This window comes from Bradyrhizobium sp. dw_78, from assembly GCF_018449525.1.
Taxonomy (GTDB): Bacteria; Pseudomonadota; Alphaproteobacteria; order Rhizobiales; family Xanthobacteraceae; genus Bradyrhizobium.
Genome location: NZ_JAAVUS010000001.1, coordinates 1,189,003 through 1,205,583 on the forward strand (window position 1 = coordinate 1,189,003; position 16,581 = coordinate 1,205,583).

The 16,581-nt window shown below is 62.0% G+C and carries 14 protein-coding genes; 12 read left to right on the forward strand and 2 right to left on the reverse strand.

Going from position 1 to position 16,581, the window contains the following annotated elements:
* Window positions 1-141 precede the first annotated feature (141 nt).
* The 6 genes from HB630_RS05585 (at window position 142) to HB630_RS05610 (ending at window position 6,177) form a co-directional block, all read left to right on the forward strand.
* Window positions 142-456, forward strand: coding sequence for a hypothetical protein (locus HB630_RS05585; protein ID WP_213770570.1), 315 nt, complete (start codon window positions 142-144; stop codon window positions 454-456).
* Between the two features lie 160 nt (window positions 457-616).
* Window positions 617-1,816, forward strand: coding sequence for an ABC transporter substrate-binding protein (locus HB630_RS05590; protein WP_213770571.1), 1,200 nt, complete (start codon window positions 617-619; stop codon window positions 1,814-1,816).
* Window positions 1,817-2,248: 432 nt separating this feature from the next.
* Complete coding sequence (gene lpxD / locus HB630_RS05595; RefSeq protein ID WP_213770573.1) at window positions 2,249-3,274, forward strand: UDP-3-O-(3-hydroxymyristoyl)glucosamine N-acyltransferase; 1,026 nt, start codon at window positions 2,249-2,251, stop codon at window positions 3,272-3,274.
* 29 nt (window positions 3,275-3,303) lie between these two features.
* A complete protein-coding gene (locus tag HB630_RS05600) occupies window positions 3,304-4,191 on the forward strand; it encodes a 3-keto-5-aminohexanoate cleavage protein (protein WP_213770575.1) in 888 nt (295 codons plus the stop codon).
* 163 nt (window positions 4,192-4,354) lie between these two features.
* Window positions 4,355-5,584: a CaiB/BaiF CoA-transferase family protein gene (locus HB630_RS05605; RefSeq protein ID WP_213770577.1), complete on the forward strand. Its 1,230-nt coding sequence runs from the start codon at window positions 4,355-4,357 to the stop codon at window positions 5,582-5,584.
* Window positions 5,585-5,679: 95 nt separating this feature from the next.
* A complete protein-coding gene (locus HB630_RS05610) occupies window positions 5,680-6,177 on the forward strand; it encodes a DUF2059 domain-containing protein (RefSeq protein ID WP_213770579.1) in 498 nt (165 codons plus the stop codon).
* A 47-nt stretch (window positions 6,178-6,224) separates the two neighbouring features.
* On the opposite strand, the gene HB630_RS05615 is transcribed toward HB630_RS05610, so the two are convergent.
* Window positions 6,225-6,899: a TetR/AcrR family transcriptional regulator gene (locus HB630_RS05615; protein ID WP_213770581.1), complete on the reverse strand. Its 675-nt coding sequence runs from the start codon at window positions 6,897-6,899 to the stop codon at window positions 6,225-6,227.
* 355 nt (window positions 6,900-7,254) lie between these two features.
* Between HB630_RS05615 and HB630_RS05620 the strand changes: the two genes are divergently transcribed.
* A complete protein-coding gene (locus HB630_RS05620; protein ID WP_213770583.1) occupies window positions 7,255-8,490 on the forward strand; it encodes an acyl-CoA dehydrogenase family protein in 1,236 nt (411 codons plus the stop codon).
* Between the two features lie 196 nt (window positions 8,491-8,686).
* On the forward strand, window positions 8,687-9,745 hold the full coding sequence (locus HB630_RS05625) for a phosphotransferase (protein ID WP_213770585.1): 1,059 nt from the start codon (window positions 8,687-8,689) through the stop codon (window positions 9,743-9,745).
* Between the two features lie 53 nt (window positions 9,746-9,798).
* Here HB630_RS05625 and HB630_RS05630 read toward each other — a convergent pair whose 3' ends face one another.
* Window positions 9,799-10,722 carry a hypothetical protein gene (locus HB630_RS05630; RefSeq protein WP_213770587.1) on the reverse strand — a complete coding sequence of 308 codons (924 nt, stop codon included), beginning with the start codon at window positions 10,720-10,722 and terminating at the stop codon, window positions 9,799-9,801.
* Between the two features lie 549 nt (window positions 10,723-11,271).
* Here HB630_RS05630 and HB630_RS05635 point away from each other — a divergent pair.
* The 4 genes from HB630_RS05635 (at window position 11,272) to HB630_RS05650 (ending at window position 16,575) form a co-directional block, all read left to right on the forward strand.
* A complete protein-coding gene (locus tag HB630_RS05635) occupies window positions 11,272-12,195 on the forward strand; it encodes a hypothetical protein (protein ID WP_213770589.1) in 924 nt (307 codons plus the stop codon).
* Between the two features lie 834 nt (window positions 12,196-13,029).
* Window positions 13,030-14,418 carry a 3-deoxy-7-phosphoheptulonate synthase class II gene (locus HB630_RS05640; protein WP_213770591.1) on the forward strand — a complete coding sequence of 463 codons (1,389 nt, stop codon included), beginning with the start codon at window positions 13,030-13,032 and terminating at the stop codon, window positions 14,416-14,418.
* 1 nt (window position 14,419) lies between these two features.
* Entirely contained in the window at window positions 14,420-14,773 is a 354-nt protein-coding gene (locus tag HB630_RS05645; protein ID WP_213770592.1) for a diacylglycerol kinase, read from the forward strand.
* Window positions 14,774-14,817: 44 nt separating this feature from the next.
* Complete coding sequence (locus HB630_RS05650; RefSeq protein ID WP_213770594.1) at window positions 14,818-16,575, forward strand: NAD+ synthase; 1,758 nt, start codon at window positions 14,818-14,820, stop codon at window positions 16,573-16,575.
* Window positions 16,576-16,581: the final 6 nt, after the last annotated feature.

Genomic DNA, 16,581 nt, shown 5'->3' on the forward strand with positions numbered 1-16,581 from the left:
TGCGTTGACGGGTGTTGCTAAGATGTCATCTCTCTTTCGAACGGTTCAAATCTGGAATGAATCAAACGGCACGTTCAACGTGCATCACAGGCGCGCACAGCGATCGCAGGATGAATTCGGGCCAGCGGCGAGATTGTTCTGATGTCATCTGGAATGATTCAAAACATATCCGTGGCAGCACTGGAGATCGCCAGGGAACAATCGGACGGCAAGACTCAAGACAAGACTCAAGAGACGCCGTTCAGGACACGCTGGTCGTCAACAGGGGGAATCGACGCGAATGATCCATTCCCGGACATCGGCGATGTGAATCGGCAAGGTGTTCATGCGTCACCCGCTGACTGTTATATTGACGCGTTTTCTTCACGCGAACCGGCGCCCACTTCGCTCGAAAACGCTCTATTAAATATGTTTAACCTGTCAATGAGCATATTTTCTTGCATGAACGCGGTGTGAGCATCCAAGATCAGGGACGCGCCGCGAGGGCGTGAACAGCAGGCGCCGTGCCGATCCGTACACGGTGAAAAGGCGTCATCAGCGCTACACCATCCAGTGGTTGCTTACCCGCCAGTGGTTGCTTACCCAGATGCTTGGTCATTACCGGAAAGGCAATTTCATGCTCGCTAGATTAAGGGTCGTGCTGCTCGCCACATGCAGTTTTGCCGGCTCCGTTGGCGTTGCGCATGCCGCCGACCAGGCGCCGGTCCACATCACGGTCATCTCGGATCTGGATGACGATCTTTACGATGCTCGATCTGGCCGTGGAGGCGTGGACGCAACCCGGATGGCTGTCGCCGATTTCGGCGGTACGGTTCTGGGCCGGCCGGTGATTGTCGATGCCCTGAACGATCATAACAAGCCTGCGGAAGCGCCGGGGCTTGCGACGCAGGCCTATGATGCGGGGGCCGACCTGCTGATGGATGTGCAGAACTCGCCGATTGCGCTGGCCATCGCCAAGGTGGCGAACGAACGGCACAAATTGGCGATCAGCACCGGCTCGGCCGCTCCCGGCCTTACCCGGGGCGCCTGTAGCCGCTACGTCTACCATTACTCGTTTGACCTTCCGGCGATTCAGACCACGACCGCCGACTACCTGGCGCAGACAGCGCAGGGCAAGCGCTGGGTATTCATTTCGGACGATAGCGGTTTCGGCCGCAGCGGCCTTGCGACCATGACGCCGTTCATCGCCGCGCATGGCGGGCAGGTTATCAAGTCCTATCTTACGCCGCCGGCCACGAGCGATTACGCACCCATCCTTGACGAAATACGCGGCCTGAACCCCGGCGTGGTGGCGGTCATCAATGCCGGCGCGAAGGGCGATGACGGCGTGTCAGCCGTGACCGGGGCAGGGCTTCCGGCGATTACGACAATGTCGCTGCTCTATCTCTCCGACGTTGATCGGGTGCAAACGGGCTATGCCGGCGTGGAAGCGGCAGTGCCTTGGTACTGGAATCTCGACGCCGCGGCCCGGGCGTGGTCCGACCGGTTCGCCGCTGCGCATAACGGCAACCGGCCGACCGAAACGCAAGCCGCGGACTATTCGGCGACAACACAATGGCTGAATGCGGTGCGCGCCGCCGGAACCACGGATGCCGATGCGGTCATCAAGGCGCTGGACGGCCACAAGTTCAACGATCTTTTCGCCCATAATGGCGAGTTTCGCGCGGGCGACCATATGGTCGTGCATGATCTCTATGTCGTGAAGGTCAGAACGCCGGCGGAGCTGCCGGAGCCGCATGCCTGGTACGACGTGCTGGCGACCGTACCCGCGGCGACCGCGTTCACGGCCGGGACAGAATGCAAGATGACTCAGTGACCGATCCGTCCGCGGCCGGCGCGTCGTTGCGATGCGCCGCGTCGGGCGGGACAAACCGCTTCAACTCTCTCCTCCCGCATCCGCGGTTGAGCTTGTTGAACTCTTCGTCCGGCCTGGGAGGCGCAGGAGGTCTTCACCGCTTCCGTCGATGGTCGATTATTTTCGGTGATCTGAGGCCTGGAGCGCGCTTGTGTTTCCTCATGTCGAGCGCCTCATCGTGAGAAATGGCCGGAAACAAACAGCGGCTATGTCGGTGAGCTGAATTAACATAATCTTTCGATATGCAGCGCAGGCCGGGGGAATGGACGCAGCTTGGAAAATCTGACCATTAGTCACGGGTGGTTGAGCAGGCATCCCGCTTCCGGATTTTTCGCTCACGGCGCACCGTTATCGAAATGCTAGCTGGATTCGGTTCGCTAGCCGGGAACAAAAATGGTCAAATCAACTACAGGCAATCCAAGGTTCTTTAGCCGAAGCGGACCGTATACTCTGGCGATTGTCGCGGGAGCCGCACGCGGGATTGCGGATGAGTTCGATCTGCTGCTCGAAGGATTGGCCCCCCTGCAAACGGCCGGCCCGAATGAGGTGAGTTTTCTGGACAACCGGCGTTATGCATCGGCGCTCGATCAGACGTTGGCCGGCGCCGTGATCGTGCATCCCGATATGGCGGCGCGGGTGCCCACCGGGACGGCGGCGATCCTGACGCGCGAACCCTATGCCGGCTGGGCCCGCGTTGCGGCGCTGTTCTATCCCGCACCGCCGGTCTCTCCAGGTATTCACCCGTCGGCGATTATCGCTGAAGGGGCGCTGGTCGATCCGTCGGCGGAGGTCGGACCGCTGTGTGTGATCGAGACCGGAGCAGAGATCGGTCCTGGCTGCCGGATCGGATCTGGCGCGGTTATCGGAAGCGGCGTGATTGTCGGCCGGGACTGCCGGATTGGTGCGCATGCGAGCTTGAGCCACGCGCTTTTGGGCGCGCGCGTCTATGTCTATCCCGGCGCGCGGATCGGACAGGAAGGCTTTGGATTCGCCTCCACCAAGGACGGATTTCTATCGGTCCCCCAGCTTGGGCGGGTCATCCTGGAAGACGATGTCGAGGTCGGCGCCAATAGCACGATCGATCGGGGGTCATCGCGAGACACGGTGATCGGTGCCGGTTCCCGTCTCGATAACCTCGTGCAGATCGGACACAATGTTATCCTCGGCCGGTGTTGTGTCATCGTTGCGCAGGTCGGTATTTCGGGGTCGACCGTGCTGGAGGATTTCGTCCGCGTCGGGGGGCAGGCGGCGATGGCCGGGCATCTTCGGATCGGTCAGGGTGCGAAGATCGGAGGGCAGGCCGGAGTCATTTCGGATATCGCTCCAGGTGAGACCGTGCTTGGAAGCCCTGCTCAGCCAAAAAAGAAATTCTTCCGGCAAATCGCCACCCTCAAGAAGATGGTAAAGGGCGAAGGATAAAGTAGATGTGAAGGCGGAAGGCATTCCCGATGGCATCCAATCCCCAGCAGAAGGTCATCATCACCTGCGCGGTCACCGGCAACCTGACCAAGCCGGAGCAGTCGCCTTATCTGCCGATCACCCCGCAGCAGATCGCCGACAGCGCGCTGGAAGCGGCGGAGGCGGGGGCCGCGATCGCCCATATCCATGTGCGCGATCCCGAAACCGGCCGTCCCTCGATGTCGCTCGACCTGTACCGCGACGTGGTGGACCGCATCCGCGCCCGCAACGCACAACTGGTCATCAACCTGACGACGGGACCCGGCGGCCGCTTCGTGCCCTCGGAGGATGATCCGAAGGTCGCCGCGCCCGGCACCACCCTGATGGCGCCGGAGAAGCGGGTCGAGCATGTCGAGATCCTGCGCCCCGATATCTGCACGCTCGATCTCAACACCATGAATTCCGGCGGCGAGGTCGTGATCAACACGCCGCGCAACGTCCGCAAGATGGCCGAGCGCATCAAGGCGGTGGGCGTGCTGCCCGAGATCGAACTGTTCGACAGCGGCGATTGCCATCTGGCGCGCGACATGTTCGCGGACGGCTCCTTGAAGGGGCCAGGGCTGTTCTCGCTGGTGCTCGGCGTCAAATACGGTTTCAACGCCTCGCCGGAAACCATGATCTATGGCCGCGATTTGCTGCCGCCGGGCGCGATCTGGACCGGCTTCGGCATCGGCCGTTCCGAATTCCCGATGGTGGCGCAGGCCTATCTGCTGGGCGGCCATGTCCGCGTCGGCATGGAGGACAACCTCTATATGTCGAAGGGCGTGCTGGCCAAGTCCAATGCCGAACTGGTCGTACACGCCGCGGACATCCTGCGCAGCGTGGGGGCTACGATCGCCTCCGCGGCCGACGCCCGCGCGATGCTCGGACTGTCGTAGCGCCCGCTGTCGTCCGCGTGCGTTCCCGCCGGCGCAGAACGCAGCGGGATGGCTTCATGCCATAGACGCAGGGCTGGACGCCGCAAAATGGTGTATCCGCTAGGTTATGCAGGGCCGGGATCGTTCCCGTGCCCCAAGATCATAAACCACTGAGGAAACATTCATGTCGGCTTTGCCGCTTTCGGGCATCAAAATCCTTGATCTGACGCGCGTACTGGCGGGGCCGCTGTCGGCGCAGATGCTTTCCGATCTTGGCGCCGAGGTGATCAAGATCGAACGGCCCGGCACCGGCGACGATGCGCGCGCCTTCGGTCCGCCCTATCTGGTCGATCCCGAGGGCAAGGAGAACAACAACAACTCGTTCTATCTCTGCGCCAACCGCGGCAAGAAATCCGTCACCCTCAATATCGCCAGGCCCGAGGGGCAGCAGGTCGTCCGCGAACTGGCAAAGGACGCCGATATCTTCATGGAGAATTACAAGGTCGGCGATCTCAAGCGCTACGGGCTCGATTACGAATCGATCCGCGCCATCAATCCCGGAATCATCTATTGCTCGGTGACCGGTTTCGGCCAGACCGGCCCTTACGCGCCGCGCGCCGGCTATGACGCGATCTTCCAGGCGATGGGCGGGTTGATGAGCGTCACCGGCCATATCGACGGCGAGCCGGGCGCGGGACCGATGAAGGTCGGCCCTTCGATCGTCGATTACATGACCGGCATGAATACCTCGATCGGCATCCTGGCCGCGCTTTACCATCGCGATGCCAATGGCGGCGAGGGCCAGCATATCGACGTCTGCCTGCTCGATACCGTGATTGCCTCGCTGTCGCACTATGCGCAGATCTATCTCGTCAACGGCCAGACGCCGCCGCGGCGCGGCACCTGGGGCAATGGCGGCATGCCGGCCGGCGTATTCCGCTGCACCGACGGCGAGCTGATGCTGGTGGTCGGCAACGACGCGCAATTCGCGCGGACCTGCGCCGTGCTCGGGGAGCCGGGGCTCGCGGACGATCCGAAGTTCGTCAAGAACAACGACCGCGTCCGTCACGGCAAGGAGATCATGGCGATCTTCGCCGGACTGTTCCTGAAGCAGCCGGTGGCCCATTGGCTGGAAGGGTTGGAGAAGGCGGGCGTGCCGTGCGGGCCGGTCAACGACTTCGCCCAGGTGTTCGCCGATCCGCATGTGCGCGAGCGCGGCATGGAAGTGAAGGTCGACCATCCGTTCGAACCGCAGCTGTCGCTGATCCGCAATCCGCTGACGTTCTCGGGCACGCCGGTCAAGGATTATCGCGCGCCGCCGCTGCTCGGCGCCAACACCAGGGAGGTGCTGACCTCGAAGCTCGGCTATGACGAGGCCAGGCTCGATGCGCTGAAGAAGCAGGGCATCATCTGAGGCGACCATCCAGGCGATGATCGCCTGTGCATTTTCGCTGCACCGGATGCATCCTTTTCTGATACAACCCGTACCCGCCGGTGCAGGAGGATTTGATGCGCGCGTCGTTTGCCCGAATAGCATTTCTTTTTAGTGTCACGTTGCTGCTTGCCGCGCCGGTCCGGGCGCAATCGCCAAAATCCGACGCCGAGGTGGCGGCGAAGGAATTGGTCGACACCATCAAGCTGGCGGATCGGTTCAAGGCTCTGTTGCCGATGATTTTCAAGAATTTGAAGCCGGCGATCGTCCAGAATCGTCCCGATGTCGAGCGCGATTTCGACGCGCTGGTGCCGCTGCTGATGCAGAAAATGAACGCGCGCTTTGGCGAACTCGAACAGTCCATCGTCCTGATCTATGCCGACAACTTCACCGCCGATGAGCTGCGCGCGTTGATCGCCTTCTACAAGACGCCGCTCGGGCAGAAGCTGCTGGAGAAAACGCCGCTCGTCACCCAGCAGACGATGGCGGCCGGCGCGAAATTCGGGCAGATCGCCGGCGCGGAAGCGCAAAAACAGATGGTGGATGAGCTTCGCAACAGGGGCCATTCGATCTGAGAGCGTGGCCGGCGAGGAACCTGATTGTCTTGCGATTTCGCTCCGGACTATCGCCGCGCGTCCTGGGCTACGAGTTTGGCAGGCGCCTTCCTTGCGGTTTCGCCTTCCGTCAGCGCCATCGCCGCGACCGCCACCACGCGGTCGATGACGCCCTGGACGTCATCGAGGTCGCACAGTCCTTCCGACAATTTGGTCAGCCGCTCGCTGTCGCGGATGGTCTGGTGCGCCATCGCCAGCGCGAAATGCAGCCCCCAATAGAGATCGACGTCGCTGCGGCCGGGCAGCGAGCGCCGCATCGCGGCGATGAATTTGCGCAAATGATCGATCTCGCGGTTTCTGATGCGGCGGATCGGCGGCACCGCCTCGATCGAGGCGCGGATCATGAAGCGTGCCGCGGTCGAGCGTTCGCGCTCGGGGCCGAGGCAACCGCGCAAGGTCGGGCCGACCAGCGCGCGCAGGACGGCATCGATATCGGCGCGGCCGCCGCCGGCTTCTTCGGCGGCCTTCAATTCATTGAGCCGTGCGCGGTTGGTGGCGATGCTGCGGGTGACGAACAATTCGGCGATCAGTTCGTCCTTGGAGCCGAAATGATAATTCACCGCCGCGAGATTGACGTCCGCCGCGGCGACGATGTCGCGCAGCGTCACGTCGCCGAAACCGCGGTCGGCGTAAAGCCGCTCGGCGGCGTTCAGGATGGCCGTTCGCGTCTGATCCGTCGCCATGGCCTTCAGCCTTTTCCATCATTCCGGGACGCGACGAAGTCGCGAGCCTCAGCTGCGCAATGGCGCATCGGGGAATCTGGCGCCGCCACACCTCTGGATTCCGTTCAGCCCTGACGGGCTGCCCCGGAATGACGAGAATGCAGCCGAGTTGCAATTCAAACATTTGTATGAAACTATGGTTTGAAGGCCGGAAAGTCAATGCGCTGGGCATGGGCGGTTCGGCCGGTCTGCCTCGCTTACGGTCCTGCCCGTTTGTTGTCCTGCCGGCCGGCGCGCTCGGCGGTCTTGCGACGGATCGGCGGCGGGACGACAGTGCGGCGCAACGGTTTGAAAAACGAAGGTGGAGGAGTGTCCCATGGATTTCACGATGTCAGACCGCCAGAAGGAATGGCTCAACCGCGTTCAGGCCTTCATGCAAAACCATGTCCGGCCCGCGGTGCCGATCTACAAGCAGCAGGACGCCGAGGGGCCGCGCTGGAAGGTGATCCCGGTCCTGGAAGAACTGAAGAAGAAGGCCAAGGCCGAAGGCCTCTGGAACATGTTCATGCCGCCGAACGCGCATGAAGACGACGAATTCCGCGGCGCGGGATTGACCAATCTGGAATACGCGCTGCTGGCCGAGGAGATGGGCCATATCAGCTGGGCTTCCGAAGTGTTCAACTGCTCCGCGCCGGATACCGGCAACATGGAAGTGTTCATGCGGTACGGCACCAGGGAGCAGAAGCGCAAATGGCTGCGCCCGCTGATGGACGGCGAGATCCGCTCCGCCTTCCTGATGACCGAGCCTGCGGTCGCGTCCTCCGACGCCACCAATATCGAGACCCGGATCGAGCGGGACGGCGATCATTACGTCATCAACGGCCGCAAATGGTGGTCGTCCGGCGTCGGCGACCCCCGCTGCAAGATCGCGATCCTGATGGGCAAGACCGATCCCGGCGCCGCGCGTCACCAGCAGCAGTCGCAGATCCTGGTGCCGCTCGATACCCCCGGCATCACCGTCGAGAAGATGCTGCCGGTGTTCGGCTTCGACGATGCGCCGCACGGCCACGCCCAGGTGCTGCTGGAGAACGTCCGCGTTCCCGCCAGCAACATCCTCCTCGGCGAGGGCAGGGGGTTCGAGATCGCGCAGGGCCGTCTCGGTCCCGGCCGCATCCATCACTGCATGCGCACTATCGGCAAGGCCGAGGAGGCGCTGGAGAAGATGGTGAAGCGGCTCTCGTCACGCACCGCCTTCGGCAAGAAGATCATCGAGCATTCGATCTGGGAACAGCGCATCGCCGAGGCCCGTACAGATATCGAGATGAACCGTCTGTTGTGCCTCAAGGCCGCCGACATGATGGACAAGGTCGGCAACAAGACCGCGCAGCTCGAGATCGCCATGATCAAGGTCGCCGCACCCAACATGGCGCTGAAGATCATCGATAACGCGATCCAGGCGTTCGGCGGGGCCGGCGTTTCCGACGATGCCGGTCTGGCGCGGGACTATGCCTCCATGCGCACCATGCGCCTGGCGGACGGTCCGGACGAGGTTCACAACCGCGCCATTGCCAGACTTGAACTTCGGAAGTATGCAAATTCTCCTGCGAAGTAGATAAGGGAGCGCGGTCGCGGCACTCTCATGCTGTCATTCTGGGATGGTCCGAAGGACCAGACCGCAGATGCGCAATTGCGCATCGGGAATCTCGAGATTCTCCGATGTGCAATCGCACGTCGAAGTTCGATGCTTTGCATCGTCCCGGAATGACGAGCAATTAGAATATAAGAAGTAGAAGTAAGGGAGCGTCATCGTGGCCGAAGGCGTCAAGACCGACGAGGAGTTTTCGGGCACCAAGCCGGTCGAGGAGCGGCATCGCATCGATGAGCTGCGCCTCGACGCCTGGATGCGCGATCACGTCGAAGATTATCGGGGGCCGCTGACCGTCCTGCAATTCAAGGGCGGCCAGTCCAACCCGACCTACCGGCTCGATACCCCAGGACGCTCCTACGTGATGCGGCGCAAGCCGTTCGGCAAATTGCTGCCGTCGGCGCATGCGGTCGATCGCGAATTCCGCGTCATCGCCGCGCTCGGCAAACAGGATTTTCCGGTGGCGAAGGCCTATGCGCTGTGTTCCGACGACGCCGTGATCGGTTCGGCCTTCTACATCATGTCGATGGTGGAAGGCCGCGTGTTCTGGGATCCGACACTGCCGGCCGAGCCGCCGGAGACGCGCTGGAAAATTTTCACCAGCAAGATCGAGACGCTGGCACGGCTGCACAAGTTCGATCCGGAGGCGATCGGACTTGGCGATTTCGGCAAGCCGGGAAATTATTTCGCGCGTCAGGTCGATCGCTGGACCAAGCAATACCGTGCGTCGGAGACACAGCATATTCCGGAAATGGAAAAGCTGATCGAATGGCTGCCGCGCACGCTGCCGAAGCAGGAGCGCGTCTCCATCGTTCACGGCGATTACCGCCTCGACAACATGATCTTCGACTTCAAGGAGCCGCGCGTGATCGCGGTGCTGGATTGGGAGTTGTCGACGTTGGGCGATCCCATGGCCGACTTCACCTATCTGTTGATGCAATGGACCATGCCCGGCCTCGCCGACGCGGATCTGAAGACGCTCAACATTCCGAACATGGCCGAGGCCGCGCAGATCTATTGCAACGTCACCGGCACCGCCGTTCCGGATTTGAACTGGTATTTTTCCTACAATTTGTTCCGGCTCGCCGGCATCACCCAGGGTATCGCCGGCCGGATTCGCGACGGCACCGCGGCGAGCGCCAAGGCCATGGAATCGGCCAAGCGCACCGTGCCGCTGTCGAAGGCGTCCTGGGAATACGCGCAGAAGGCCGGGGCGGTGTAACAATCCAGGGCGTGATCTCATAGGTCGCGCCTTTTTAGTTTGCTACTTTCGTTCTATTCCGCGGGTTCTATCGGCGCCTGGAAGAAATGCCGATAGGCGTGAGAGAGAAAGCCGATCCCGATCGGCACGATGAGCAGATAATAAACTGTAAAGACTGTGCTTGAAACGGTCATTTGCGCCACGAAATCATCGCTCGCCAAGTTAGCAGGACGAGGGAATCCGATTATTAATAGGAAACCGATCTCCGCAATCAACCAAGGCGGTATTGTCGTGACCACAATGCCCCAAAAAAGCCGCCAGATATTTCCGCGGGTGCGATTCCACGTTTGCTTGAAGGTCAGGTTGGTGTTCCCGATCGCCCGTGCCGGGAGTAGCAGGGTCAGGCGAAGCGTAACGGCTGTACCCACCACGTAGGCCACAAGGAGCATCAGGATTAATGGCAAAAATACCGGAGGCAGCGAGGTTCGAACTCCCGGTGCTGGAAGCAGAAAATAGAATGTCGGAAGCATGACCACTGCTATCGACAGCAACAGAGTCAGAAACAGCGCAATGGCCACGACGATGTAGCGCCACAGGTCCTTTGTCGCAACGTTGCTGCCGCTCAAGCCCGGACGTTGGTTCAGAATCATAAGCCGGTGCCACGCGACAGCGATGCTTACCCCGGCAAGCAGCAAAAGAATGTTGTCGATTTCCAAGAGCGCCGTCATTCCGGGCTTTGGCGCCTGGGGCGCTTGGCCGGGCTTCAGGTTCGTCACGGCTGTGGCCGTCCAGGACCGTTGCTGCCAGCTTACGAAACCCGTGAACGTGGCAACCACGATGAGCCATAACCAGGATGCGCGCAATGAGTCGATGAAATGACTGAAATAGGTTGAATAAGAAAGACTGACGGTTTCCCAGAACGGCAGCTTCGGTTGAGGCTCGCAAGCTATGCTCATAAAAGTTTTCCGGTTCGCAACTGGAATTTCATCCTCGCGCACGCCATGCGCGTTGTTTCGCAATACGATCGGAGTTTAATGTGGATTGAAAAACGACCAGAGATTGCGGCAATTTTGTAGCAATGAATTAGGGGCCGAGCAACTGCACAACCTTGATGTTGTTCGTGGCGTAGTGCTGCTGTCGAAGGCATACTGGAATACGCGCAGAAGGCCGGGGCGGTGTAACAATCCAGGGCGTGATCTCTGGGGCACGCCTTTTTCAATTTTACGTCGCTTCCAATCCCACCGTCATTCCGGGGCGCGTCGCCCAAACTCGGGTTTACCCGAGTTTGGCTACTCGACTTGGATCGCGCGAACCCGGAATCCATTCTTACAATGGTGGTTATGGATTCCGGGCCCGACGCTGACGCGTCGTCCCGGAATGACACGGTGGAAGAGAAAAATTGACTCGTCCAAGGCGCCGGATAGGGCGGCGCGCCATCACACCGCCATCCCGCAAGCTCCCGCACACGGTTTTTTGTCGTGACGGGGCCTGATTTATGACAAAACTACTACAGTCAAATGTCGGGCCTGTTACAGGTGGAGCAGTCCATGAGTCTGGAATGGCGGGCGCGGTCAAGTTCCCTGGCTTGGTCAAATCCGCTGGCCTGGTGGTGGGGTCTGTTGACCCTGGTCAGCGGCGTAAATATCGCAGGTTGGTTCCTGCTGTACGGCCAGCTCCACGAACCGGAGGTCGGCAGTCTTGGCCGCACCTCCAGCATCGAGCCGATGCTGCTGCTTTGCGCGGCCTATGTTTTTGGCTGCGCATTCCGGTCGTTGCTTCCGCGTGCCGACGTTCAGCGGATCTGTTTGTTCGATACCTGGCTGTCGAGTGTTGTGGTCGGCCGCTCGGTCGCAACCGTGGCGGAGGTCTGCTTCGCGGCGCAGTGGGCGATTATGCTGCATCAGCTGGGCAGGATCTCGGAAGCCGACGCCACCTTGAACGCCGCATGGGTGATCGTGCCGTTGATCCTCATCGCCGAATGCTTCTCCTGGTATGCGGTGCTGACCACCAATTATTTGGGCAACGCCATCGAAAATTCGATATGGGCCGTTGCCTTTGGCGTCGTCGGGATTGGCCTTTGCCGCTTATTGCCGGCGTTCGACGGTCTGGTTCGCGTGGTCCTCGCTGTCGCGATCACGGGGATCGCCTTCTATCTGGTGTTTCTGATGACCGTCGACGTGCCGATGTATCTGGGCCGATGGCGGGTCACCGACGGCGGCACGCTTCTGCGGCCTCTCGAAGGGCTCCGTGACGTAAGCACGCGCTGGGTCGTGACGCACGACCTTGCTGAATGGAAGGAAGAGATCGCCTGGATGACGCTTTATTTCAGCGCGGCGGTCTGGGCCAGCCTTGCGCTGTGCGTTTTCTATTCGGTCGAGGACCATCTCCCGCGCCATCGCACCGAAGCGGCGGTCGTAAGCGGGGCGTCGGACGCGGTGGCGCTGATTGGCAAGCCTCACATCTGGCGATGACGCGCCGTTCCGGGGTGATGTGCCCGGCGGGCTGACAGGTGATTTGCCTGTCCAGCCCTCTTCTTAAAAATATTCCGCTTCTCAGCCCGGTAGAAACACCTCTATGTCCCGCGTTATCCCGCACCCGCAAGAGGGGCGTATCGCGATCGTCACGGACGTTGGATGCGGGAAGCGGTGGACGCGGCAGCGGCGAGAGACGAACGCCGGTGAACGCGGACGGCGAAGCCGTGTGGTCCTGACGCCCCGACGCTGGCGTCAAGCTCGCGAAGACGCGTTGCCGCGTCTCGCGGATGACGGTGACAATAAAGCCCGGTCACCGGGGAGAGCGCGGAGTAAGCCGTTAAAACCATTGCGCAGGGAAGGCCGGGTTGTCCCGGTGTACCTGTGGTGACGAACTCGTGTGCTTATCTATTTTGCACGCGAGGCTGCGGGTGCAACCGGCACCCGGCTTTCCCTGCGCCCTCTCTTGAGGGTCGCCTGCGCCCTCTGTTTTCAGAGGGAGAAGGATTCTTGCAAAAGCTCGGACGCACTCTGCGTCGCGGGGATGCGAAGTTTTGTCTCGGTGTGCTGTCAGCCGATCCATGACCGGAATCCATTGTGCTGCATTTTCTGCTGGACCATGGATTTTTGGGTTCAGCCTTGCGGGGGCGCCCCCGGAATGACCGAGTTCTGGGCTATTTCTTTCGCAGGTTCCCGGCGAGGCTGAATTCGACAGCGGCCGCAAGGGCTTGCGCCCGAAGCTAGAAATCCGATGGCGGTCCGCCACGGGCCTGTGTATAAACCGGCCCTTCGCTGCTTCGCGTAAGTGGCGGTTTTTGCTCAGGAGTTGACGTCATGTCCGAGCGGTGGACACCAGACAGCTGGCGCGCCAAGCCGGTGGTGCAGATCCCCGATTATCCCAACGCGAAGGCGCTGGCCGAGGTCGAGGCGCAATTGGCCACGTTTCCCCCGCTGGTTTTTGCAGGCGAGGCGCGCAATCTGAAGCGGGCGCTCGGACGGGTCGCGGCCGGCGAGGCTTTTCTGCTTCAGGGCGGCGATTGCGCCGAGAGCTTCGCCGAGCACGGCGCCAACAATATTCGCGACTTCTTCCGCGTGCTGCTGCAGATGGCGGTGGTGCTGACCTATGCCGGCGCGCTGCCGGTGGTGAAGGTCGGCCGCATCGCCGGACAATTCGCCAAGCCGCGCTCCTCGCCGACCGAAAAGATCAACGGCGTCGAACTGCCGAGCTATCGCGGCGACATCGTCAACGACATCGCGTTCACGGCCGAGGCGCGCACGCCCGATCCGCAGCGGCAGTTGATGGCGTATCGCCAGTCGGCGGCGACGCTGAACCTGTTGCGCGCCTTTGCCACCGGCGGCTTCGCCAATCTCGGCAGCGTGCATCAATGGATGCTCGGCTTCATCAAGGATTCGCAGCAGTCGCGCCGCTACAAGGAGCTGGCCGACCGGATCTCGGACGCGCTCAATTTCATGCGCGCCTGCGGCCTCAATCTCGAGAGCCATCCGGAACTGCGCGCCACCGACATCTACACCAGCCACGAGGCGCTGCTGCTCGGCTATGAGCAGGCCTTCACGCGGGTCGATTCGACGACCGGCGATTGGTACGCGACTTCCGGCCACATGATCTGGATCGGCGATCGTACCCGTCAGCTCGATCACGGCCATGTGGAATATTTCCGCGGCATCAAGAATCCGATCGGGTTGAAATGCGGCCCGTCGCTCAAAGCCGATGAATTGCTACGGCTGATCGACGTGCTCAATCCGGACAACGAGCCCGGACGGCTGACGCTGATCAACCGCTTCGGCTCGGACAAGATCGGCGATCATCTGCCGTCCCTGATCCGCGCCGTGCAGCGCGAGGGTCATGCGGTGGTGTGGTCGTGCGATCCGATGCATGGCAATACCATCACTTCGAGCAACGGCTACAAGACCCGCCCGTTCGACCGCGTGCTGTCGGAGGTGAAGTCGTTCTTCGCCATCCACGCCGCGGAGGGCACCCATGCCGGCGGCGTCCATCTGGAGATGACTGGGCAGGATGTCACCGAATGCATCGGCGGCGCGCGCGCCATCACGGACGAGGATCTCAACGACCGCTATCACACGGTTTGCGACCCCCGTCTCAACGCCGAGCAGTCGATCGACATGGCTTTCCTGATCGCGGAATTGCTCAAGCAGGACCGCGGCAACAAGCTCAAGTCGATGCCGGCCGTAGCGGGACTTTGAGTTGCTGAGGCTGTGGCGGGCCACGATCAATTCGCGCAACGGCCTGGCTTTCGCGATTCGATCCGAACAGGCCGTGCGCGAGGAACTGTTTGTCCTCTTGCTCTCCGTGCCGCTGGCGTGGGTGGTCGGGGCCACCATCATGCGCCGGGTCGAACTGGTTGCGGCCGTCGCGCTGGTTCTGGTCGTCGAGCTGCTCAACACGGCGATTGAGAAGCTCGCCGACCGGCTCACCACCGACCACGACGCGCAGATCGGCCGGGTCAAGGACATGGGCTCGGCGGCGGTCGGCGTCTCGCTTTTGATGACCGGCGCGTTCTGGCTGTTCGCCATCGCCGAACGCATGGGCGCGATATAAAGCATGCGATTGCAGTTTCCGCCCGCGCGAGGCACCATCCGGCAATGACCGAACCTGCTGCTCAATTTTCGATCACGCTGGCCCAGTTGAACCCGACGGTCGGTGACGTCACCGGCAACGCCGTCAAGGCGCGCGCCGCGCGCGTCAAGGCGCGCGCCGATGGCGCCGACCTGGTGGTGTTTTCCGAGCTTTTCATCGCCGGCTATCCGCCGGAGGATCTGGTGCTGAAGCCGGCCTTCCAGTCGGCCTGCCGCGCCGCCATCGAGGAGCTGGCGCGGGATACCGCCGACGGCGGCCCGGCGATGCTGATCGGTACGCCCTGGGTCGAGGACGGCAAGCTCTACAATGCCTGCGCCCTGTTGGACGATGGCCGCATCAGTGCCCTTCGCTTCAAGGCCAATCTGCCGAACTACGGCGTGTTCGATGAAAAACGCCTGTTCGCGCGCGGACCTGCCGCTGGGCCGGTAACCGTCCGCGGCGTCCGGGTCGGCGTTCCCATCTGCGAGGACATCTGGCTCGAGGAATCGGAAGACTACGAAGACGTCGTCGAGTGTCAGGCGGAAACCGGCGCCGAGATCATCGTGGTGCCGAACGGCTCGCCCTATGCGCGCAACAAGAACGATATCCGGCTCTCGGTCGCTGTGGCGCGGGTCACCACGAGCGGGCTGCCGCTGATCTACCTCAATGAAGTCGGCGGCCAGGATGAACTGGTGTTCGACGGCGCCTCGTTCGCCCTGAATGCCGATCTTTCGGTGGCGGCGCAGCTTCCGGCGTTCGAGGAAAACATCACGACCCTGCGCTGGAACAGGACCGACACCGGCTGGCGCTGCACCGGCCCGATTGTCGCGCTGCCCGAGGGCGACAAGGGCGATTATGCGGCCTGCGTGCTCGGGCTGCGTGACTATGTCGGCAAGAACGGTTTTCCCGGCGTGCTGCTCGGCATCTCCGGCGGCATCGACTCCGCGCTATGCGCGGCGATCGCGGTCGATGCGCTGGGCGCGGACCGCGTCCGCGGGGTGATGCTGCCGTTTCGCTTCACCGCGCAGGCATCGCTCGATGACGCGGCCAAGCTCGCCGCCGCGCTCGGCATCCGCTACGAGATATTGCCGATCGCCAAGGCCGTGACCGGGTTCGAGGAAATCCTGTCCGGCCCCTTTGCCGGGCTGCCGCGCGACATCACCGAAGAAAATTTGCAGGCGCGCACGCGCGGCACGCTGTTGATGGCGATCTCCAACAAGACCGGCGCGATGGTGGTCACGACCGGCAACAAGTCGGAGATGTCGGTCGGTTACGCCACGCTTTATGGCGACATGAACGGCGGCTTCAACCCGATCAAGGATCTCTACAAGACCGAGGTGTTCCGGCTGTCCGATTTGCGCAATGCGTGGAAGCCGGACGGCGCGCTCGGCCCGTCCGGCGAAGTGATCCCGCCGAACATCATCACCAAGCCGCCGACCGCGGAACTGCGCGAAAACCAGACCGACCAGGATTCGCTGCCGCCTTACGACATGCTCGATGCGATCCTGGAACGCCTGGTCGAACGAGAGGAGCCGCTGGCCTCGATCGTTGCGGCCGGATTCGATCGCGAGGTGGTGGCGCGGGTCGACCGGCTGCTCAATATCGCCGAATACAAGCGGCGGCAGGCGGCGCCCGGCGTCAAGGTGACACGGCGGAATTTCGGGCGCGACCGCCGCTATCCCATCACCAACCGCTTCCGCGATGCCGGCAAGCCGCTGCCCGAACCCGACGACACGCTGGTGTCGCGGGCAAGCCGCGGATCGGCAGAGGCGTTCGAGGGATAAAGAAGC